At 60.8% G+C, this 19,579-nt stretch carries 19 protein-coding genes; 12 read left to right on the plus strand and 7 right to left on the minus strand.

Annotated features, from left to right (window positions below; genetic code table 11):
* Positions 1-10 precede the first annotated feature (10 nt).
* Complete coding sequence (locus tag M5G17_RS16370; protein ID WP_273893964.1) at positions 11-1,108, plus strand: amino acid ABC transporter permease; 1,098 nt, start codon at positions 11-13, stop codon at positions 1,106-1,108.
* A 10-nt stretch (positions 1,109-1,118) separates the two neighbouring features.
* On the plus strand, positions 1,119-1,883 hold the full coding sequence (locus tag M5G17_RS16375; RefSeq protein ID WP_273893965.1) for an amino acid ABC transporter ATP-binding protein: 765 nt from the start codon (positions 1,119-1,121) through the stop codon (positions 1,881-1,883).
* A 45-nt stretch (positions 1,884-1,928) separates the two neighbouring features.
* Here M5G17_RS16375 and algW read toward each other — a convergent pair whose 3' ends face one another.
* Positions 1,929-3,086 (minus strand): Do family serine endopeptidase AlgW, encoded by a 1,158-nt coding sequence (gene algW / locus M5G17_RS16380; protein WP_273893966.1) that lies wholly within the window; start codon positions 3,084-3,086, stop codon positions 1,929-1,931.
* 230 nt (positions 3,087-3,316) lie between these two features.
* Here algW and M5G17_RS16385 point away from each other — a divergent pair, with 230 nt between their 5' ends.
* The 3 genes from M5G17_RS16385 to cysN all read left to right on the plus strand — a co-directional run bounded on the left by M5G17_RS16385 (position 3,317) and on the right by cysN (position 7,045).
* Positions 3,317-4,075: a Nif3-like dinuclear metal center hexameric protein gene (locus M5G17_RS16385; protein ID WP_273893967.1), complete on the plus strand. Its 759-nt coding sequence runs from the start codon at positions 3,317-3,319 to the stop codon at positions 4,073-4,075.
* A gap of 136 nt (positions 4,076-4,211) precedes the next feature.
* A complete protein-coding gene (cysD, locus tag M5G17_RS16390) occupies positions 4,212-5,129 on the plus strand; it encodes a sulfate adenylyltransferase subunit CysD (RefSeq protein ID WP_273893970.1) in 918 nt (305 codons plus the stop codon).
* Positions 5,130-5,143: 14 nt separating this feature from the next.
* Positions 5,144-7,045, plus strand: coding sequence for a sulfate adenylyltransferase subunit CysN (gene cysN, locus M5G17_RS16395; protein ID WP_273893972.1), 1,902 nt, complete (start codon positions 5,144-5,146; stop codon positions 7,043-7,045).
* Positions 7,046-7,144: 99 nt separating this feature from the next.
* Here cysN and M5G17_RS16400 read toward each other — a convergent pair whose 3' ends face one another.
* From M5G17_RS16400 to M5G17_RS16405, 3 genes are all read right to left on the minus strand, one after another.
* Positions 7,145-7,405 carry a bacteriocin immunity protein gene (locus tag M5G17_RS16400; RefSeq protein ID WP_273893973.1) on the minus strand — a complete coding sequence of 87 codons (261 nt, stop codon included), beginning with the start codon at positions 7,403-7,405 and terminating at the stop codon, positions 7,145-7,147.
* On the minus strand, positions 7,402-7,662 hold the full coding sequence (locus tag M5G17_RS27450) for a hypothetical protein (RefSeq protein ID WP_337993359.1): 261 nt from the start codon (positions 7,660-7,662) through the stop codon (positions 7,402-7,404). The genes M5G17_RS16400 and M5G17_RS27450 overlap by 4 nt, the downstream gene beginning before the upstream one ends.
* A gap of 193 nt (positions 7,663-7,855) precedes the next feature.
* Positions 7,856-8,335, minus strand: coding sequence for an Lrp/AsnC family transcriptional regulator (locus tag M5G17_RS16405; protein ID WP_038998839.1), 480 nt, complete (start codon positions 8,333-8,335; stop codon positions 7,856-7,858).
* Between the two features lie 128 nt (positions 8,336-8,463).
* On the opposite strand from M5G17_RS16405, the gene M5G17_RS16410 reads away from it, so the two are divergent.
* Both M5G17_RS16410 and mdeB read left to right on the plus strand, forming a co-directional pair.
* Complete coding sequence (locus tag M5G17_RS16410) at positions 8,464-9,660, plus strand: methionine gamma-lyase (protein WP_273893975.1); 1,197 nt, start codon at positions 8,464-8,466, stop codon at positions 9,658-9,660.
* Between the two features lie 37 nt (positions 9,661-9,697).
* Positions 9,698-12,394 (plus strand): alpha-ketoglutarate dehydrogenase, encoded by a 2,697-nt coding sequence (mdeB, locus tag M5G17_RS16415; protein WP_273893977.1) that lies wholly within the window; start codon positions 9,698-9,700, stop codon positions 12,392-12,394.
* Between the two features lie 86 nt (positions 12,395-12,480).
* Here the strand turns inward: mdeB and M5G17_RS16420 are convergent, their stop codons facing one another.
* Positions 12,481-12,915, minus strand: a complete 435-nt coding sequence (locus tag M5G17_RS16420; protein WP_038998843.1) for a Z-ring associated ZapG family protein — start codon at positions 12,913-12,915, stop codon at positions 12,481-12,483.
* A gap of 138 nt (positions 12,916-13,053) precedes the next feature.
* Here M5G17_RS16420 and M5G17_RS16425 point away from each other — a divergent pair, with 138 nt between their 5' ends.
* The 3 genes from M5G17_RS16425 to zapE all read left to right on the plus strand — a co-directional run bounded on the left by M5G17_RS16425 (position 13,054) and on the right by zapE (position 16,240).
* On the plus strand, positions 13,054-13,689 hold the full coding sequence (locus M5G17_RS16425) for an alpha/beta hydrolase (RefSeq protein WP_273893981.1): 636 nt from the start codon (positions 13,054-13,056) through the stop codon (positions 13,687-13,689).
* A 24-nt stretch (positions 13,690-13,713) separates the two neighbouring features.
* Complete coding sequence (locus M5G17_RS16430; RefSeq protein WP_273893983.1) at positions 13,714-15,063, plus strand: tryptophan--tRNA ligase; 1,350 nt, start codon at positions 13,714-13,716, stop codon at positions 15,061-15,063.
* An 82-nt stretch (positions 15,064-15,145) separates the two neighbouring features.
* Entirely contained in the window at positions 15,146-16,240 is a 1,095-nt protein-coding gene (gene zapE / locus M5G17_RS16435; protein WP_273893984.1) for a cell division protein ZapE, read from the plus strand.
* Between the two features lie 67 nt (positions 16,241-16,307).
* On the opposite strand, the gene M5G17_RS16440 is transcribed toward zapE, so the two are convergent.
* Both M5G17_RS16440 and M5G17_RS16445 read right to left on the minus strand, forming a co-directional pair.
* On the minus strand, positions 16,308-17,204 hold the full coding sequence (locus tag M5G17_RS16440) for a GlxA family transcriptional regulator (RefSeq protein WP_273894128.1): 897 nt from the start codon (positions 17,202-17,204) through the stop codon (positions 16,308-16,310).
* Positions 17,205-17,420: 216 nt separating this feature from the next.
* On the minus strand, positions 17,421-18,461 hold the full coding sequence (locus M5G17_RS16445; protein ID WP_273893985.1) for an NADP(H)-dependent aldo-keto reductase: 1,041 nt from the start codon (positions 18,459-18,461) through the stop codon (positions 17,421-17,423).
* A gap of 251 nt (positions 18,462-18,712) precedes the next feature.
* Between M5G17_RS16445 and rplM the strand changes: the two genes are divergently transcribed.
* Positions 18,713-19,141 carry a 50S ribosomal protein L13 gene (rplM, locus tag M5G17_RS16450; protein WP_130266180.1) on the plus strand — a complete coding sequence of 143 codons (429 nt, stop codon included), beginning with the start codon at positions 18,713-18,715 and terminating at the stop codon, positions 19,139-19,141.
* A 14-nt stretch (positions 19,142-19,155) separates the two neighbouring features.
* Complete coding sequence (gene rpsI, locus M5G17_RS16455; protein ID WP_115085418.1) at positions 19,156-19,548, plus strand: 30S ribosomal protein S9; 393 nt, start codon at positions 19,156-19,158, stop codon at positions 19,546-19,548.
* Positions 19,549-19,579: the final 31 nt, after the last annotated feature.

Raw genomic sequence — 19,579 nt, forward strand, 5'->3', positions numbered from 1 at the left:
GGACAAGCGCATGAGTACCCATGTTTTCAAACCTGATATGCCGCCACCGGTCAAAGCCGTCGGCGTTGTCGCCTGGATGCGCGCCAACCTGTTCTCCAGCTGGCTCAACACCCTGCTGACGCTGTTTGCCGTATACCTGGTATGGCTGATCGTGCCGCCGCTTTTGCAGTGGTCGATCTTCGACGCCAACTGGGTCGGCACCACCCGCGCCGACTGCACCAAGGACGGTGCCTGCTGGGTGTTCATCCAGCAGCGCTTCGGCCAGTTCATGTACGGCTACTACCCAAGCGAACTGCGCTGGCGCGTTGATCTCACCGTGTGGCTTGCGGTGATTGGCGCCGCGCCGCTGTTCATCTCGCGTTTCCCGCGCAAGGCGATCTACGGACTGGGCTTTCTGCTGCTGTACCCGATCATCGCCTACACCCTGCTGCATGGCGGTTACCTGGGCCTGGCCACGGTACCGACCAGCCAATGGGGCGGGCTGATGTTGACCCTGGTGATCGCCACCGTGGGCATCGTCGGCGCCTTGCCGCTGGGGATCTTGCTGGCGCTGGGGCGGCGTTCGAACATGCCGGCGGTGAAGGTGGTCTGTGTGACCTTCATCGAGTTCTGGCGCGGCGTGCCGCTGATTACCGTGCTGTTCATGTCCTCGGTGATGTTGCCGCTGTTCCTGCCTGAAGGCATGAGCTTCGACAAGCTGCTGCGGGCCATGATCGGGGTGATCCTGTTCCAGTCGGCGTACATCGCCGAGGTGGTGCGCGGCGGCCTGCAGGCCATTCCCAAGGGCCAGTACGAAGCCGCTGCGGCCATGGGCCTGGGCTACTGGCGCTCGATGTGCCTGGTGATTCTGCCGCAAGCCCTGAAGCTGGTGATCCCCGGCATCGTCAACACCTTCATTGCCCTGTTCAAGGACACAAGCCTTGTGATCATCATCGGCCTGTTCGACCTGCTCAACAGCGTCAAGCAGGCCGCTGCCGACCCCACCTGGCTGGGCATGGCGACCGAGGGCTATGTATTCGCCGCCCTGGTTTTCTGGATTTTCTGTTTCGGTATGTCCCGCTACTCCATGCATCTGGAGCGCAAGCTGGACACAGGCCACAAGCGTTAGGAGTGTTCCCATGAGTGAAGCGATCAAACAGTCTGTGAGCCCTGAAGGCATTATTCAGATGCAGGGTGTGAACAAGTGGTACGGCCAGTTCCACGTACTCAAGGACATCAACCTGAACGTGCGCCAGGGCGAACGCATCGTGCTGTGCGGGCCTTCGGGTTCGGGCAAGTCGACCACCATCCGATGCCTCAACCGCCTGGAAGAACACCAGCAGGGGCGGATCGTCGTCGATGGGGTGGAGCTGACCAACGACCTCAAGCAGATCGAAGCGATCCGCCGCGAAGTCGGCATGGTGTTCCAGCATTTCAATCTGTTCCCGCACCTGACCATTCTGCAGAACTGCACCCTGGCGCCGATGTGGGTACGCAAGATGCCCAAGCGCAGGGCCGAAGAAATCGCCATGCACTACCTTGAGCGCGTGCGTATTCCGGAGCAGGCCAACAAGTTCCCCGGGCAGCTGTCCGGTGGTCAGCAGCAACGGGTGGCGATTGCCCGGGCGCTGTGCATGAAGCCGAAGATCATGTTGTTCGACGAACCGACCTCGGCGCTGGACCCGGAGATGGTCAAGGAAGTGCTCGATACCATGGTCGGCCTGGCGGAAGACGGCATGACCATGTTGTGCGTGACCCACGAGATGGGCTTTGCCCGCACTGTGGCGAACCGGGTGATCTTCATGGACAAAGGCGAGATTGTGGAGCAGGCGGCACCGGACGACTTCTTCGACCGGCCGCAGAATGATCGGACCAAGCTGTTCTTGAGCCAGATTCTGCACTGATGCCATCGCGGGGCGATGCGGCGACCCGACTTGCCCCGCGATGCTTTAGTTTTCTTCTTTGGCTGCTGGTGCCGGCGGTGGGCGCAAGCCGATCTCGGCAGTCAGCTTGAGCTCCTTGCCATTGCGCATGACCTGGATCGCCACCTTGTCGTTGGGTTTGATCCGCGCCACCTGGTTCATCGAACGACGGCCATCGCCAGCCGGTTCACCATTGATGCTCAGGATCACGTCACCCAGCTCCATGCCGGCCTTCTGCGCCGGACCGTCGCGGAAAATGCCCGCTACCACGATCCCCGGACGCCCCTGCATGCCGAACGACTCGGCCAGTTCCTGGCTCAGCGGCTGCACTTCGATACCCAGCCAGCCACGAATCACTTGACCGTGCTCGATGATCGACTTCATCACCTCCAGCGCCAGCTTGGTCGGAATGGCAAAACCGATACCCTGCGAGCCGCCGGACTTGGAGAAGATCGCGGTGTTGATGCCGGTCAGGTTGCCATTGGCGTCGACCAGCGCGCCACCGGAGTTGCCCGGGTTAATGGCGGCGTCAGTCTGGATGAAGTCTTCGTAGTTGTTCAGGCCCAGCTGGTTGCGCCCGGTGGCGCTGATGATGCCCATGGTCACGGTCTGGCCGACGCCGAAGGGGTTGCCGATGGCCAGGGCGACGTCGCCGATATGGATGTTGTCCGAGCGGCCGATGGTGATCGAGGGCAGGTTCTTCAGGTCGATCTTGAGTACCGCAAGGTCAGTCTCCGGGTCGCTGCCGATCACCCGTGCCAGGGTTTCGCGGCCGTCCTTGAGCGCCACCACGATCTGGTCGGCGCCGGAGGTCACGTGGTTGTTGGTCAGCAGGTAGCCTTCGGGGCTCATGATCACTGCCGAACCCAGGCTCGACTCCCAACGGCGCTGCTTGGGCAGGTTGTCACCGAAGAAACGGCGGAACTGCGGGTCTTCGAACAGCGGGTGGGCGGTCTTGTTGACCACCTTGGTGGTGTACAGGTTGGCCACCGCCGGGGCGGCGATGCTCACAGCGTCAGCATAGGACACCGGCCCCTGCATGATCCGCGTGGTTTGCGGGGCCTGTTGCAGGTTGACGTCCTGGCTGGGCAGGCCGACCCATTGTGGAAAACGCTGGATGACCAGCAGGGCGATCAGCACGCCGACCAGCAGCGGCCAGCCAAAGTAACGCAAAGCCTTGAACATTGAACGAATCCTGGGAGTTGGCAGAGGGCCGCAAACAGCTGGGGGGCGTGAACGCGCGCGATCATACTGCGCTCCGGCTTGTGCAGGAACTGTTAAATCGTCACGAAAGCCAACAACCAATACCCCCTGGCAACTGCCGTTGGTTTCCCCAAACCCGGCGACGGCCCATAATGGCGTTCATTATACGGGGCCTTGGGCCGCGCTGAACTGCGAAATTGAGGAGTCTTTCCATGGCTGTTGCCCTGAGTACCCTGGTCGAGGAAGCCGAACGCTACCTCGGCAGCGCCAAAATCCAGGACTACTGCCCCAACGGCCTGCAGGTCGAGGGCCGCCCGCAGGTGACCCGCATCGTCAGCGGCGTCACCGCAAGCCAGGCCTTGCTCGACGCCGCCGTCGAGGCCAACGCCGACCTGGTGCTGGTGCACCATGGCTACTTCTGGAAGGGCGAAAACCCGTGCATCACCGGTATGAAGCAGCGCCGCCTGAAGACCCTGCTGAAAAACGACCTGAGCCTGTTGTCCTATCACCTGCCGCTCGACCTGCACCCGGAGGTGGGTAATAACGTGCAACTGGCACGCCAGCTCGACATCACCGTCGAAGGCCCGCTGGACCCGCAGAATCCACGGGTGGTTGGCCTGGTCGGATCGCTGGTCGAGCCGATGTCGGCCCGGGATTTTGCCCGCAAGGTGCAGGAGGTGATGGGCCGCGAGCCGCTGCTGATCGAAGGCGAGCAGATCATCCGCCGGGTTGGCTGGTGTACAGGCGGTGGCCAGGGTTACATCGACCAGGCGATTGCCGCCGGTGTCGACCTGTACTTGAGTGGCGAGGCCTCCGAACAGACCTTCCACAGCGCCCGCGAAAACGGCATCAGTTTCATTGCCGCCGGCCACCATGCCACCGAGCGTTATGGGGTGCAGGCGCTGGGTGATTACCTGGCCCGGCGCTTTGCCCTGGAGCACCTGTTCATTGACTGCCCGAACCCGATTTGAAGCTAAAACGGCAGGGCATATTCTTATACTGTTTCGTTCTAGTTGGCCGTCTAAATAGAATTGGGCGCTGTGATACAGTGGCTCGCTCGAACACGGCCCGCTGGCCGTCCATAAGATCGTATTTCCGTGAGTAGCCATGGTCGACAAACTGACGCACTTGAAACAGTTGGAGGCGGAAAGCATCCACATCATTCGTGAGGTGGCCGCCGAGTTCGATAACCCGGTGATGCTGTACTCGATTGGCAAGGACTCGGCCGTGATGCTGCACCTGGCGCGCAAAGCCTTCTTCCCGGGCAAGCTGCCGTTTCCGGTGATGCACGTCGACACCCAGTGGAAATTCCAGGAGATGTACAGCTTCCGCGACAAGATGGTCGAGGAAATGGGCCTGGAGCTGATTACTCACGTCAACCCTGATGGCGTCGCCCAAGGCATCAACCCGTTCACCCACGGCAGTGCCAAGCACACCGACATCATGAAGACCGAAGGCCTCAAGCAGGCCCTCGACAAGTACGGCTTCGATGCCGCCTTTGGTGGCGCGCGCCGCGACGAAGAGAAGTCGCGGGCCAAGGAGCGCGTCTATTCGTTCCGTGACAGCAAGCACCGCTGGGACCCGAAGAACCAGCGCCCAGAGCTGTGGAACCTGTACAACGGCAAGGTCAACAAGGGCGAATCGATTCGCGTGTTCCCGCTGTCGAACTGGACCGAGCTGGATATCTGGCAGTACATCTACCTTGAAGGCATCCCGATCGTGCCGCTGTACTTCGCCGCCGAACGCGAAGTCATCGAGAAGAACGGCACCCTGATCATGATCGACGACGCGCGCATCCTCGAGCACCTCTCGGAGGAAGAGAAGGCCCGCATCGTCAAGAAGAAAGTGCGTTTCCGTACCCTTGGCTGCTACCCGTTGACGGGCGCGGTGGAGTCGGAGGCCGAAAGCCTCACCGACATCATTCAGGAAATGCTCCTGACGCGCACTTCCGAGCGCCAGGGCCGGGTCATCGATCACGATGGCGCAGGCTCCATGGAAGACAAAAAACGTCAGGGCTATTTCTAAGTTAGGGTCTCTTCATGTCGCACCAATCTGATCTGATCAGCGAGGACATCCTCGCCTACCTGGCCCAGCACGAACGCAAAGAACTGCTGCGCTTCCTCACCTGCGGTAACGTCGACGACGGCAAGAGCACCCTGATCGGGCGCTTGCTGCACGACTCGAAGATGATCTATGAAGACCATCTGGAAGCCATCACCCGCGATTCGAAGAAAGTCGGCACCACTGGTGACGATATCGACCTGGCGTTGCTGGTGGATGGCCTGCAGGCCGAGCGCGAGCAGGGCATCACCATTGATGTGGCCTACCGCTACTTCTCTACCGCCAAGCGCAAGTTCATCATCGCCGACACCCCGGGCCACGAGCAGTACACCCGCAACATGGCCACCGGTGCCTCGACCTGCGACCTGGCGATTATCCTCGTCGATGCCCGCTACGGCGTGCAGACCCAGACCCGCCGACACAGCTACATTGCCTCGTTGCTGGGCATCAAGCACATCGTCGTCGCGGTCAACAAGATGGACCTCAAAGGCTTTGACGAGGGCGTGTTCGAGAGCATCAAGGCCGACTACCTGAAGTTCGCCGAAGCCATCAACATGGCCCCGAGCAGCCTGCATTTCGTGCCGATGTCGGCGCTCAAGGGCGACAACGTGGTCAACCGCAGCGAGCGTTCGCCGTGGTACACGGGCCCGGCGCTGATGGAAATCCTCGAAACCGTCGAAGTTGCGGCCGACCGCAACTTCACCGACCTGCGTTTCCCGGTGCAGTACGTCAATCGTCCTAACCTGAACTTCCGTGGCTTTGCCGGTACCCTGGCCAGCGGCGTGGTGCACAAGGGCGATGAAATCGTCGTGCTGCCGTCGGGCAAGAGCAGCCGGGTCAAGTCCATTGTCACCTTCGAAGGTGAGCTGGAAAACGCCGGCCCCGGCCAGGCCGTGACCCTGACCATGGAAGACGAGATCGACATCTCCCGTGGCGACCTGCTGGTGCATGCCGACAACGTGCCGCCGGTTACCGACCAGTTTGACGCCATGCTGGTATGGATGGCTGAAGAGCCGATGCTGCCGGGCAAGAAATACGACATCAAGCGCGCCACCAGCTACGTGCCGGGCTCGATTGCCAGCATCGCCCACAAGGTCGATGTGAACACCCTGGAGCAGGGTGCGGCCAGTGCCCTGCAACTGAACGAGATCGGCAAGGTCAAGGTCAGTCTCGACGCTCCGATCGCCCTGGACGGCTATGACAGCAACCGCACCACCGGTGCGTTCATTGTCATCGACCGCCTGACCAACGGCACCGTTGGCGCCGGCATGATCATCGCGCCACCGGTTGTGCCCCATGGCACCGTTGGCCAGCATGGCAAACTTGCCCACGTGGATACGGAAGAACGTGCCCTGCGCTTCGGCCAGCAGCCAGCCACTGTGCTGTTCAGCGGCCTTTCGGGCGCGGGCAAGAGCACCCTGGCCTATGCCGTCGAGCGCAAGCTGTTCGACATGGGCCGTGCGGTGTACGTGCTTGATGGCCAGAACCTGCGTCACGACCTGAACAAGGGCCTGCCACAAGACCGTGCCGGGCGTACCGAGAACTGGCGTCGTGCCGCGCACGTCGCGCGTCAGTTCAACGAAGCCGGCCTGCTGACCCTGGCCGCCTTCGTCGCCCCGGACGCCGAAGGCCGAGAACAGGCCAAGGCGCTGATCGGCAAGGAACGCTTGCTTACCGTCTACGTCCAGGCTTCGCCTTTGGCATGCCGTGAGCGCGACCCTCAGGGCCTGTATGCCGCTGCTGGCGACAACATCCCGGGCGAAAGCTTCCCGTATGACGTACCGCTGGATGCTGACCTGGTGATCGACACCCAGAACCTCAGCCTGGAAGACGGCGTCAAGCAGGTGCTGGAGTTGCTGCGCAAGCGTGGCGCGATCTAGGCATTGCCTGTAAACAGAAAACCCCACCTCGGTGGGGTTTTTTGTGGGCCAAAATTTATCGAACAGTGGGAGCGGGCTTGCCCCGCGATGGGGCCCGACTCAACCCCCTTTCAATCCAGCCCGGCCGTTAGCCGCTCGCCATCCCACGATCCGCTGAATAATCTTCCCTGGTGTCTGGGTTTTACCATCAGCCGGGTAAAAAATCAGATCTGACCCTTCAGGATGCTCTGTCACTGCGATGAAATGCTCAAGCAAGGTGTCCTGGTAAAACTCGGAACCGGCGGCTTCGATGATTTCCTTGAGCAGCCATTCGAACTCGGTTGCCGTGTACTCAGCAAAGTTGCCCTTCAGTAACATCATTGCAGGTCACCGTAGAGGCTGATGCATTGTTTTGGCGTCAGGATTCGCAGGTTGTCCATGTCGTTCATCTCGCCACCTTCGCGCGTCGGCACGATATGACGCATTTCATAGGACCGGCGGTTTTTGACTGTCTCTGAAAAAGGCGCTCGGGGTGGATAGCCTTTCTGCATGCGGGCCAGGTTCGGTTTGGAGAATGGATAGGTGAAATATGCAGCCGTGCTTACTCTCATCCAGAACGCCCCTTGTATGGAAGTCATGCACCGGTGAAATGCTTCCTGGTGCGCCTCCAGAACAGGATGCAGATTTGTGGGCAGTGATGTCTGTCGTGCGAGTTGGCTGTTTAAGTAAGGACTTTCTCAGCAGCGAGAAATTCGTTTCCTACATGGTGCAGATTTCCCAGTGGAGTATCGCGGGCCAGTCGAGTCGTCCCGCGATCATGACTGATTGAGCTCAGATGTGCTTCTCCGACACCGGAATCACCCGCTTCTCCTTCACGGCCTTGAACGAGAAACTCGAGTAGATCTCTTTCACCCCCGGCAAGGTCTGCAGCACCTCCCGGGCAAACTCACCAAACGATTCCAGATCCCGCGCGAGGATTTCCAGGAGAAAGTCGTAACGCCCGGAGATGTTGTGGCAAGCGACGATTTCGGGAATTTCCATCAGCCGCTGCTCGAAGGCGCGGGCCATTTCCTTGGTGTGCGAATCCATCATGATGCTGACAAACGCTGTTACACCAAAACCCAGGGATTTGGGCGAAAGGATGGCCTGGTAGCCGGTGATGTAGCCGGATTCTTCCAGCAGCTTGATCCGTCGCCAGCACGGCGAGGTGGTCAGCGATACCTGATCGGCCAGTTCGGACACGGTCAGCCGAGCGTTGTCCTGCAGCGCCGCGAGCAATGCACGATCGGTCCGATCGATGGTTGTAGGCATGTTTTACCCTCCCTGGTCTGAAATTGTTGTTTTTATGTCAATAACCCTCCGCGAGGGAGGTCATATTTGGAAAAAATTCAGTACCTCAGTGGCATAAGCTTATAACAAACCACTAGAGGCTGTTTGCCATGAGCGGCTCCAACAATAATTCAGGTTTTGCCACCCGCGCCATCCACCACGGTTATGACCCACTTGAGCACAACGGTGCCTTGGTGCCGCCGGTCTATCAGACGGCTACCTTCGCCTTTCCTACGGTTGAGTACGGCGCGGCCTGCTTCGCCGGAGAAGAGGCCGGACACTTCTATAGCCGAATTTCCAACCCCACCCTGGCCCTGCTCGAACAACGCATGGCTTCGCTGGAAGGTGGTGAGGCCGGGCTGGCCCTGGCGTCGGGAATGGGGGCAATCACTGCCACGCTATGGACCCTGCTGCGCCCCGGCGATGAAGTGCTGGTGGGGCGGACCCTGTATGGCTGCACCTTCGCCTTCTTGCACCATGGTATTGGTGAGTTCGGGGTCAAGGTCCGGCATGTCGACATGAGCGATGTGCAGGCGGTCGCTGCCGCGATCAATGACAACACCCGGGTGATTTATTTCGAAACCCCGGCCAACCCCAATATGCAGATGGCCGATATCGCCGCGGTCGCCACGCTTGCCCATCAGCACGGTATCAATGTGGTGGTCGACAACACCTATTGCACCCCTTATTTGCAGCGGCCGCTGGAAATGGGTGCTGACCTGGTGGTGCACTCGGCGACCAAGTACCTCAGCGGCCATGGTGATATCACTGCCGGCCTGGTGGTAGGACGCAAGGCCCTGGTTGACAGGATTCGCCTGGAAGGCCTGAAAGACATGACCGGTGCGGTGATGTCGCCCCACGACGCCGCTTTGTTGATGCGCGGGATGAAAACCCTGACCCTGCGCATGGAGCGCCACTGCAGTAACGCCCAGGCCATCGCCGAATACCTGGAGCAACAGCCGGAAGTTGAATTGATCAATTACCCCGGCCTGCCAGGGTTTGCTCAGTACGAACTGGCCAAACGGCAGATGCGCATGCCGGGCGGTATGATCGCTTTTGAACTCAAGGGTGGCATCGCCGCCGGTCGGCGTTTCATGAACGCCCTGCAGTTGTTCAGCCGTGCCGTCAGCCTTGGCGATGCCGAATCCCTGGCCCAGCACCCGGCCAGCATGACCCACTCCAGCTATACCCCAGAGGAGCGTGCGCAGTACGGCATTTCTGAAGGGCTGGTGCGGTTGTCGGTGGGCCTTGAGGACCTCGACGATCTGCTGGCGGATATTCAACAGGCGCTCAAGGCCTGCGCCTGAACCTTTCACGGACGAGGTCAATGCAATGGTGGCAATGATGAACCTTGTGCCTGGCGAAGGTGTGCCGCGACGCCTGGGCGATCCGCAGCCGGACAGCGACCCGGGGGAAACCGCCGAGTGGCTGGAGGCGTTGGAGTCGACCCTGCTGCACTGTGGCCCTGAACGTGCGCGGTTTTTGCTGGGGCAGTTGCAGGCCCATGCCCGCGAGCTGGGTCTGGAACACAGCGTCCAAGCCTTCTCGGCCTACCGCAACAGTTTGTCGGTGGAGCAGCAGGGCGCCTACCCGGGCGACCTTGAACTCGATGAGCGAATCACCAGCATTCTGCGCTGGAACGCCCTGGCCATGGTGATGCGGGCCAACCACGCCTATGGCGACCTGGGCGGGCATATCGCCAGTTATGCCTCGGCGGCAGAGATCTTCGAGGTCGGCTTTCAGCATTTTTTTCGTGGCGAGGCTGGCGCTGAGCAACGTAGCGCGGACCTGGTATTTTTCCAGCCGCATTCGGCACCGGGCATTTATGCCCGGGCCTTTCTTGAAGGCCGGCTGAGCGAAGAGCAACTGGCCAGCTACCGGCAGGAGGTTGCAGGCAAGGGCCTGTGTTCTTATCCGCATCCGTGGCTGATGCCCGACTTCTGGCAGTTTCCCACCGGCTCCATGGGTATCGGGCCGATCAATGCCATCTACCAGGCGCGGTTCATGCGTTACTTGCACAACCGCCAGTTGCTCGACACTAGCACCCGGCACGTCTGGGGCGTGTTCGGCGATGGCGAGATGGACGAGCCGGAGTCGATTGCCGGCCTGACCCTGGCCGCCCGCGAGCAACTGGATAACCTGACCTTCGTGGTCAACTGCAACTTGCAGCGCCTGGATGGCCCGGTGCGTGGCAACGGCCAGATCATTCAGGAACTGGAGGCCCTGTTCAGTGGCGCTGGCTGGAATGTGATCAAGGTGTTGTGGGGCTCGGAGTGGGACGCGCTATTTGCCCGTGACACCGAGCACGTTTTGCTGCGCCAGTTGGCGGCGACACCTGACGGCCAGTTCCAGAACCTCGGGGCCAAGGATGGCGCCTACAACCTCGAGCACTTTTTCAATCAGCAGCCGGCCTTGCAAAAGCTGGTCGAGCACATGAGTTCAGCCGAGATCAACGCGCTCAAGCGCGGTGGCCATGATTTTCGCAAACTGTACGCCGCCTTCGCCGCCGCCAAGGCTTGCAAGGGCCGGCCGACGGTGATTCTGGCCAAGACTAAAAAAGGCTATGGCATGAGCGCCGCCGGTGAATCGCGAATGACCGCGCACCAGGCCAAGAAACTCGATGTGCAGGCCTTGCTGGCGTTCCGTGACCGCTTTCATTTGCCGTTGTCGGATGTTCAGGTCGAGCAATTGCAGTTTTATCGCCCAGCCGACGACAGCCCGGAAATGCGCTATCTGCGCGAGCGTCGCGCCGCTCTGGGTGGGCCGCTGCCTGCCCGGCGCAGCGATGTGTGCCCGGTGCCGGTGCCTGCATTGGAGAGCATGGGCGGCTTCGCCCTGCAGGCTGACGGTAAAGAAATGTCCACCACCATGGCCGCCGTGCGCATGCTCAGTGCCTGGCTCAAAGCGCCGCAGTTGGGGCCGCGTGTGGTGCCGATCGTGGCGGATGAAGCGCGCACGTTCGGCATGGCCAGCCTGTTCCGCCAGATCGGCATCTATTCGCCCCTGGGACAGTGCTATGAGCCGGAAGATGCAGGGTCGCTGCTGTCCTACAAGGAAGCGCGTGACGGGCAGTTACTGGAGGAGGGCATCACCGAAGCCGGGGCGATTTCTTCCTGGGTGGCGGCTGCAACGTCCTACGCGGTGCATGGCGAGCCGATGCTGCCGGTGTACATCTATTACTCGATGTTCGGTTTCCAGCGCGTTGGCGACCTGATCTGGGCCGCCGCCGATCAGAGGGCCCGTGGCTTGCTGTTGGGGGCCACGGCCGGGCGTACCACGCTGGGGGGTGAAGGCCTGCAACACCAGGATGGATCGAGTCTGGTCATGGCCTCGATGGTGCCCAACTGCCGCGCCTGGGAGCCTTGTTTTGCCGGCGAGTTGGCGGTGATCCTCGAATATGCGGCGCGGCGCATGCTCACTGAACAGCGCGATGAATTCCATTACGTCGCGGTGATGAACGAAAACTATCCACAGCCGTCCCTGCCAGCGCAGGTGCATGAAGAGGTTTTGCGCGGCATGTACCGTTATGTCGAACAGCAGGTATCTGGTGCTCAGGGGCGGGTGCGCCTGTTGGGCTCTGGGGCGATCCTGCGCGAAGTCATCGCCGCCAGTGAATTGCTGGCCGGCGACTGGCAGGTTGCCAGTGAAGTGTTCAGTGTCACCAGTTTCAGCGAACTGGCGCGGGAGGCACGGGATGTCGATCGCAGCAGCCGGCTGGGGCAGGGCAGTACTGATCTCTGCCACGTGCAGCGCTGCCTTGATGGTGATGCGCCGGTGATTGCCGCGACCGACTATGTACGGGCCTGGCCGCAACTGATTGCCGAATACGTGCAAGCACCTTATGTGACGCTGGGGACTGATGGTTTTGGCCGCAGTGATACCCGCCAGCAGTTGCGGCGTTTCTTCGAGGTTGATCGCTTCAGTATTGTGCTGGCCAGTTTGCACAGCCTGGTGCGCCAGGGTGTGGTGCAGCAGCGGGTGCTGGATGAGGCGCGGCAGAAGTATGGGCACAGAGGGGCAGATGCACCCTGGAATTGCTGAGGTTGTGCTGGCCTCATCGGGGGGCAAGCCCGCTCCTGCAACAGCAGCGCCAATAAAAACCCCGCCAGTTGGCGGGGTTTGTGTTTTCAGCGCTTGAGCCCGTAATGCTCATCGAGCATGCCCGGTGCGTTGGGCGCTTTGGGTGCGTAGTCGCGTGGCACCTCGGTGTCCTTGGGTGGGGTCAGGCGATCACGCGCTGGCTGCACGGCTTCGGAGTGCAGGGCGGCCAGCAGGCGTTGACGGGTGAGTTCGTCCAGGGCCAGGCGGTTGGCGCCTTCGGCCAGGTGATCCTGGACGTCCTGGTAACTCTGGGTCAGTTTCTTGACCAGCGCAGCCGTACTGTTGAAGTGAGTAACCACCTCATTCTGGTAGCTGTCGAAACGTTCCTGGATATCGTCCAGCTGACGCTGGGTGCTGCTCGGCGCAGCATTGGGCAGCAGGCGGGCGACCAGGAAACCAACGACGACACCCACGACGAGGGCCAGGGTCGGCAACAACCAAACTAAGAGCGAGAGTTCCACGAGTCCTTCCTCTATAAACGGCTTTGCTTTACGTTAACGGCTCGGACCTGCGCTGTATACCGCGAACCATCGCAAATATCTCAGACAGAATCATTCAGCTAGACGAGTCGACCCTTCCCCAGGTCACGGAGTTTATCCTTGCTTATCCGCGAAACCCCCGTATTCATCGATGGCCCGGTCGGCCAATTGGAAGCCTTGTACCTCGATGTCGCCGACGCCCGCGGCGTCGTGCTGCTGTGCCATCCCAACCCAGTGCAGGGTGGCACCATGACCAACAAGGTAGTGTCGATGCTGCAACGCACCGCTCGCGATGCCGGTTACATTACCTTGCGTTTCAACTACCGGGGTGTCAGCGCCAGTGCCGGCAGCCACGACATGGGCAGCGGCGAAGTGGACGATGCCCAGGCGGCGGCCAACTGGTTGCTGGAAAAGCATCCGCAGTTGCCATTGACCCTGATGGGCTTCTCGTTCGGCGGTTTTGTTGCGGCCAGCCTTGGCGGGCGCCTGGAAGCCAGCGACATCTCGCTCAAGCACTTGTTCATGGTGGCGCCGGCAGTGATGCGCCTCAGGGACCAGGATGCGCTGCCGCAGGCTTGCGCGCTGACCGTCATCCAGCCAGAAACCGACGAAGTGATCGAGCCACAGATCGTCTACGATTGGTCCGACGCACTGTCACGCCCCCATGAGCTGCTGAAAGTGGCAGAATGCGGACACTTTTTCCATGGCAAGCTCACCGACCTCAAGGAACTGGTGCTGCCGCGCCTTTCGAACTGATACAAGCCTGATAAGCGATTACCCATGACCACGCGCATCCTTACCGGTATCACCACCACGGGCACGCCTCACCTGGGCAACTACGCCGGTGCCATCCGCCCGGCGATCCTCGCCAGCCGTGAGCCGGGTGTCGACTCGTTCTACTTCCTGGCCGACTACCACGCCCTGATCAAATGCGATGACCCGCAGCGCATCCAGCGCTCGCGCCTGGAAATCGCCGCGACCTGGCTGGCCGGTGGCCTGGACCCGGAACGAGTGACTTTCTATCGTCAGTCCGACATCCCGGAAATCCCCGAGCTGACCTGGCTGCTGACCTGCGTCGCGGCCAAGGGCCTGCTCAACCGTGCGCACGCCTACAAGGCCTCGGTGGACAAGAACGTCGAGAACGGTGAAGACCCGGATGCGGGTATCAGCATGGGCCTGTACAGCTACCCGGTACTGATGGCTGCCGACATCCTGATGTTCAACGCCAACAAGGTGCCGGTCGGCCGCGACCAGATCCAGCACGTGGAGATGGCCCGCGATATCGGTCAGCGCTTCAATCACCTGTTCGGCCAGGGCAAGGAATTCTTCGCCATGCCCGAAGCGCTGATCGAGGAGAGCGTGGCCACCCTGCCGGGCCTGGACGGGCGCAAGATGTCCAAGAGCTACGACAACACCATCCCGTTGTTCAGCAGCGCCAAGGACATGAAGGATGCCATCTCGCGCATCGTCACCGACTCCCGCGCCCCGGGCGAAGCCAAGGATCCGGACAACGCGCACCTGTTCACCCTGTTCCAGGCCTTCGCCACTGCCACGCAAGCTGACGAATTCCGTAGCGAACTGCTGCAGGGCCTGGGCTGGGGCGAAGCCAAGCAGCGCCTGTTCCAGTTGCTCGATGGCCAGTTGAGCGAGCCACGCGAGCGCTATCACCAGTTGATCAGCCGCCCGGCCGACCTGGAAGACATCCTCCTGGCCGGTGCGCAAAAAGCCCGCAAGGTCGCTACGCCGTTCCTTGAGGAGTTGCGTGAGGCGGTGGGCCTGCGTTCGTTCCGCAGCGTCGAGCAGGGCACTGCCCAGGTCAAGAAGAAGGCGGCCAAGACGGCGCGCTTCGTCAGCTTCCGTGAAGACGACGGCAGCTTCCGCTTCCGCCTGCTGGCCGCCGATGGCGAGCAACTGCTGTTGTCGCGCAATTTCGCCGATGGCAAGACCGCCGGTGTGGTGAGCAAGCAACTGCAGTTGGGCGGTGAGCTCGATGTACGCCATGAAGGCCTGGGCTTCAGCCTGTGGCTGGAAGGCGAGTGTGTCGGTGATGGCCCGCAGTTTGCCGATGGCGCTGCCCGTGACGCGGCAATCGAATCCCTGCGCGCGGCCCTGATGCCCCAGCAGGACTGAACGGCTTATCGGAAGTCTGATTGCCATTATCCCGGGCCGTCGCTACAGTGACGGCCCGTTTTTGTTACCTTGCTAACGAATTATGACGCCCCTAGAACGATATCAAGCAGATCTCAAACGCCCTGAATTCTTCCATGACGCCGCACAAGAAACGGCTGTGCGTCATCTGCAGCGCCTGTACGACGATCTGATCGCGGCGCAGAACAGCAAGCCAGGTGTGTTCGGCAAGCTGTTCGGCAAGAAGGACCAGGCACCGGTCAAGGGCTTGTACTTCTGGGGTGGGGTAGGCCGCGGCAAGACCTACCTGGTCGATACCTTCTTCGAAGCGCTGCCGTTCAAGCAGAAGTCGCGTACGCACTTCCACCGCTTCATGAAGCGCGTCCATGAGGAAATGAAAACCCTCAAGGGCGAGAAGAACCCTCTGACCATCATCGCCAAGCGCTTCTCCGAAGAGGCGCGGGTGATCTGCTTTGACGAGTTCTTCGTCTCCGACATCACCGACGCGATGATCCTCGGCACCCTGATGGAAGAGCTGTTCAAGAACGGCGTGACCCTGGTGGCCACCTCCAACATCGTGCCCGACGGTTTGTACAAAGATGGCTTGCAGCGTGCGCGCTTCTTGCCGGCGATTGCCCTGATCAAGCAGAACACCGAGATCGTCAACGTCGACAGCGGCGTCGACTATCGCCTGCGCCACCTGGAGCAGGCTGAGCTGTTCCACTTCCCGCTCGACGAAGCCGCCCACGAAAGCCTGCGCAAGAGCTTCCGTGCGCTGACGCCCGAATGCACCCAGGCGGTCGAGAACGACGTGCTGATGATCGAGAACCGCGAGATCCGCGCGCTGCGTACTTGCGATGACGTTGCCTGGTTCGAATTCCGCGAACTGTGCGATGGCCCGCGCAGCCAGAACGACTACATCGAGCTGGGCAAGATCTTCCATGCCGTGTTGCTTAGCGACGTTGAGCAGATGAGTGTGGCGACCGACGACATCGCCCGGCGCTTCATCAACATGGTCGACGAATTCTATGACCGCAACGTCAAGCTGATCATCTCGGCCGAGGTCGAGCTCAAGGACCTGTACACCGGCGGTCGTTTGACCTTCGAGTTCCAGCGTACCCTGAGCCGCTTGCTGGAGATGCAGTCCCACGAATTCCTCTCGCGGGCGCACAAGCCTTAATTGGCGGCGCCTTCATCGCTGGCAAGCCAGCTCCCACAAGGAGCGGGCTTGTCCCGCGATGAGGCCTTCAGGCCTCCTGCATGAACTGCTGCCGATACTGATTCGGCGACAACTCCGTGTGCTGCCTGAACAACCGGGCAAAGAAACTCGCGTCGTCATAACCCACTTCATAACTGATGGTCTTGATGCTCTTGCGTGTGCCCGACAGCAAACCCTTGGCGGTTTCGATGCGCAGCCGTTGCAGGTAGTGCAGCGGCTTGTCGCCGGTAGCGCTCTGGAAGCGGCGCATGAAATTGCGGATGCTCATGCCGTGGTTGCGGGCGACGTCCTCGAAGCGGAACTTGTCGGCAAAATGCTCTTCGAGCCAGTGCTGGATCTGCAGGATGATCAGATCCTGGTGCAGCTTCTGCCCGCCAAAGCCCATGCGTCCCGGGGTGTAGTTACGCTGCACTTCATAGAGGATGTCGCGGGCCACCGCTTGCGCCACATTGGCTCCGCAGAAGCGCTCGATCAGGTAGATATACAGGTCACAGGCCGAGGTGGTGCCGCCGGCGCAGTAGAGGTTGTCGGCGTCGGTCAGGTGCTTGTCCTGGTTGAGGCTGACTTTGGGGAAGCGCTCCTCGAACTGGCTGAAGAAGCGCCAGTAGGTGGTCGCCTCCTTGCCATCGAGCAGCCCGGCTTCGGCCAGCCAGAACACGCCACTGGCTTCGCCGCAGAGCACCGCGCCGCGGGCGTGCTGCTCACGTAGCCAGGGCAGCACTTGCGGGTAGCGCTGGCACAGGGCGTCGAAATCGTCCCAGAAGGCCGGCAGGATGATGATGTCGGCCTGCTCCAGGCCACTGTCGACCGGCAGCATCACGTCGCTGAAACTGCGCACAGGCTGGCCGTCAGGGCTCACCAGGCGGGTTTCGAACATCGGTTGCAGGCCCAGACCCAATTGCTTGCTGTAGCGCAGGCTGGCCAGGTGGAAGAAATCCTTGGCCTGCATCAGGGTCGATGCGAAGACATTGTCGATGGCCAGGATGCTGACGCGCCGCAAGGACGCCGTGGGTTGGGTAAACATCATTTTCTTTATTCTTATAGGGTAGAGTGGTCAATCACCGGCTGGATCGTCTTATTTTTTGGCGATTGTGTCTACCCTCGGTTTTGAGGGCGCGGGGCAAGCCCGCACCCGCAGTCTCTATGGCGCGGGATTGGGCTGCTCCTGGTGGATGGCCTCGATGCCCGCCAGCAGCTCATCGCTGAGCTTGAGGTCGACGCTGGCCAGGTTGCTGTCCAGTTGCTCAAGGGTCGTGGCGCCGATGATGTTGCTGGTCACGAACGGTTGGCGGGTGACGAAGGCCAGGGCCATCTGTGCCGGGTCCAGGCCGTGGTCGCGTGCCAGCTTCACGTAGCGGCTGCAAGCGGCCACGGTTTGCGGATTGGAGTAGCGTGAAAAGCGGTTGAACAAACTCAGGCGGCCTGCGGCGGGGCGCGCGCCGTTCTCGTATTTGCCCGAGAGCATGCCAAAAGCCAGGGGCGAGTAGGCGAGCAGGCCGCACTGTTCGCGGATGGCGATTTCCGCCAGGCCCACCTCGAAGCTGCGGTTGAGCAGGTTGTAGGGGTTCTGGATCGATACCGCGCGGCTCCAGCCACGGCTTTCGGCCAGTTGCAGGAACTTCATGGTGCCCCATGGGGTTTCGTTGGACAGGCCGATGTGGCGGATCTTGCCGGCCTTGACCTGCTCGTCGAGTACTTCGAGGGTTTCTTCCAGTGGGGTGAACAGGTCCTGCGGCGCGTGCTGGTAGCCCAGCTTGCCGAAGAAGTTGGTGCTGCGTTCGGGCCAGTGCAACTGGTACAGGTCGATCCAGTCGGTCTGCAGGCGCTTGAGGCTGTCGTCGAGGGCGGCCACGATGTGCTGGCGGTTGTGCTTGAGCAGGCCGTCGCGAATATGGTTGATGCCGTTGCCGGGGCCAGCGACCTTGCTGGCCAGGATCCAGTCGGCGCGATCGCCGCGCTGGCGGAACCACTCGCCGATGATTCGCTCGGTGGCGGCGTAGGTTTCCGGACGGGGAGGGACGGGGTACATCTCGGCGGTATCGATGAAGTTGATCCCGGCGGCCTTGGCCCGTTCGATCTGGGCGAAGGCCTGCGTCTGGTCGTTCTGCTCGCCCCAGGTCATGCTGCCCAGGCACAGGGCGCTGACATTGAGGTCGGTTCGGCCCAGCTGGCGATAGTCCATGCGACGGCTTCCTGAGTAAAAGAAGCATAAAAGCAGGTTGAATTTTTTTTCGCAATCTGGATAATTCAGCCCCTCTCGGTGTGGTGGGAGTGATGCCCCGCTCACAGAAGAACCCTGCCGAATATTGGACGCGCTGACCCGAGCCCCCGATAGCGTCCGTGTGCGGCTGTGTCCTTGACTTGTCAAGGTGCGCACTATCCAGTAAGATCTGCCGTCTTATTTTCGCTGGGCGGCCCCTGAGGCTATAAAGAATGAAAACTTTTACTGCTAAACCGGAAACAGTAAAACGCGACTGGTTCGTCGTTGATGCTGCTGGCAAGACCCTGGGTCGTCTCGCCACTGAGATCGCGAGCCGTCTGCGTGGCAAGCACAAGCCAGAGTACACTCCTCACGTTGACACCGGCGACTACATCGTCGTCATCAACGCCGAGCAGATCCGTGTCACTGGTGCCAAGACTTCGGACAAAATTTACTACTCCCACTCCGGCTTCCCGGGCGGTATCAAGGAAATCAACTTCGAGAAGTTGATCGCCAAGGCCCCAGAGCGCGTGATCGAGACCGCGGTTAAAGGCATGCTGCCTAAGAACCCACTGGGTCGCGACATGTACCGTAAGCTGAAAGTCTATGCGGGCGCTACTCACCCTCATACTGCTCAGCAGCCCCAAGAACTGAAGATTTAACGGAATAGTTCATTATGTCGGCGACTCAAAATTACGGCACTGGCCGTCGCAAGACCGCAACCGCTCGCGTTTTCCTGCGTCCAGGTACCGGTAACATCTCCATCAACAACCGTTCTCTGGACGTGTTCTTCGGTCGTGAAACCGCGCGCATGGTAGTACGCCAGCCGCTGGAACTGACCGAGACCACCGAAAAGTTCGACATCTACGTCACCGTTATCGGTGGTGGTGTCAGCGGCCAGGCCGGTGCAATCCGTCACGGTATCACCCGTGCACTGATGGACTACGACGAAACCCTGCGTGGCGCTCTGCGTCGTGCTGGCTTCGTCACCCGCGACGCTCGTGAAGTCGAGCGTAAGAAAGTGGGTCTGCGTAAAGCACGTAAGCGTCCTCAGTACTCCAAGCGTTAATTTCGCTTCGGCGTTCAAAAAAAGCCCGGTT

This window comes from Pseudomonas rubra (assembly GCF_028656935.1).
GTDB lineage: Bacteria > Pseudomonadota > Gammaproteobacteria > Pseudomonadales > Pseudomonadaceae > Aquipseudomonas > Aquipseudomonas rubra.

Bases quoted from the DNA above. Each gene is read 5' to 3' on its own strand.
- M5G17_RS16370 (WP_273893964.1), top strand. From the start codon at position 11: ATGAGTACCCATGTTTTCAAACCTGATATGCCGCCACCGGTCAAAGCC.
- M5G17_RS16375 (WP_273893965.1), top strand. From the start codon at position 1,119: ATGAGTGAAGCGATCAAACAGTCTGTGAGCCCTGAAGGCATTATTCAG.
- algW (WP_273893966.1), bottom strand. From the start codon at position 3,086: ATGTTCAAGGCTTTGCGTTACTTTGGCTGGCCGCTGCTGGTCGGCGTG.
- M5G17_RS16385 (WP_273893967.1), top strand. From the start codon at position 3,317: ATGGCTGTTGCCCTGAGTACCCTGGTCGAGGAAGCCGAACGCTACCTC.
- cysD (WP_273893970.1), top strand. From the start codon at position 4,212: ATGGTCGACAAACTGACGCACTTGAAACAGTTGGAGGCGGAAAGCATC.
- cysN (WP_273893972.1), top strand. From the start codon at position 5,144: ATGTCGCACCAATCTGATCTGATCAGCGAGGACATCCTCGCCTACCTG.
- M5G17_RS16400 (WP_273893973.1), bottom strand. From the start codon at position 7,405: ATGATGTTACTGAAGGGCAACTTTGCTGAGTACACGGCAACCGAGTTC.
- M5G17_RS27450 (WP_337993359.1), bottom strand. From the start codon at position 7,662: ATGACTTCCATACAAGGGGCGTTCTGGATGAGAGTAAGCACGGCTGCA.
- M5G17_RS16405 (WP_038998839.1), bottom strand. From the start codon at position 8,335: ATGCCTACAACCATCGATCGGACCGATCGTGCATTGCTCGCGGCGCTG.
- M5G17_RS16410 (WP_273893975.1), top strand. From the start codon at position 8,464: ATGAGCGGCTCCAACAATAATTCAGGTTTTGCCACCCGCGCCATCCAC.
- mdeB (WP_273893977.1), top strand. From the start codon at position 9,698: ATGAACCTTGTGCCTGGCGAAGGTGTGCCGCGACGCCTGGGCGATCCG.
- M5G17_RS16430 (WP_273893983.1), top strand. From the start codon at position 13,714: ATGACCACGCGCATCCTTACCGGTATCACCACCACGGGCACGCCTCAC.
- zapE (WP_273893984.1), top strand. From the start codon at position 15,146: ATGACGCCCCTAGAACGATATCAAGCAGATCTCAAACGCCCTGAATTC.
- M5G17_RS16445 (WP_273893985.1), bottom strand. From the start codon at position 18,461: ATGGACTATCGCCAGCTGGGCCGAACCGACCTCAATGTCAGCGCCCTG.
- rplM (WP_130266180.1), top strand. From the start codon at position 18,713: ATGAAAACTTTTACTGCTAAACCGGAAACAGTAAAACGCGACTGGTTC.
- rpsI (WP_115085418.1), top strand. From the start codon at position 19,156: ATGTCGGCGACTCAAAATTACGGCACTGGCCGTCGCAAGACCGCAACC.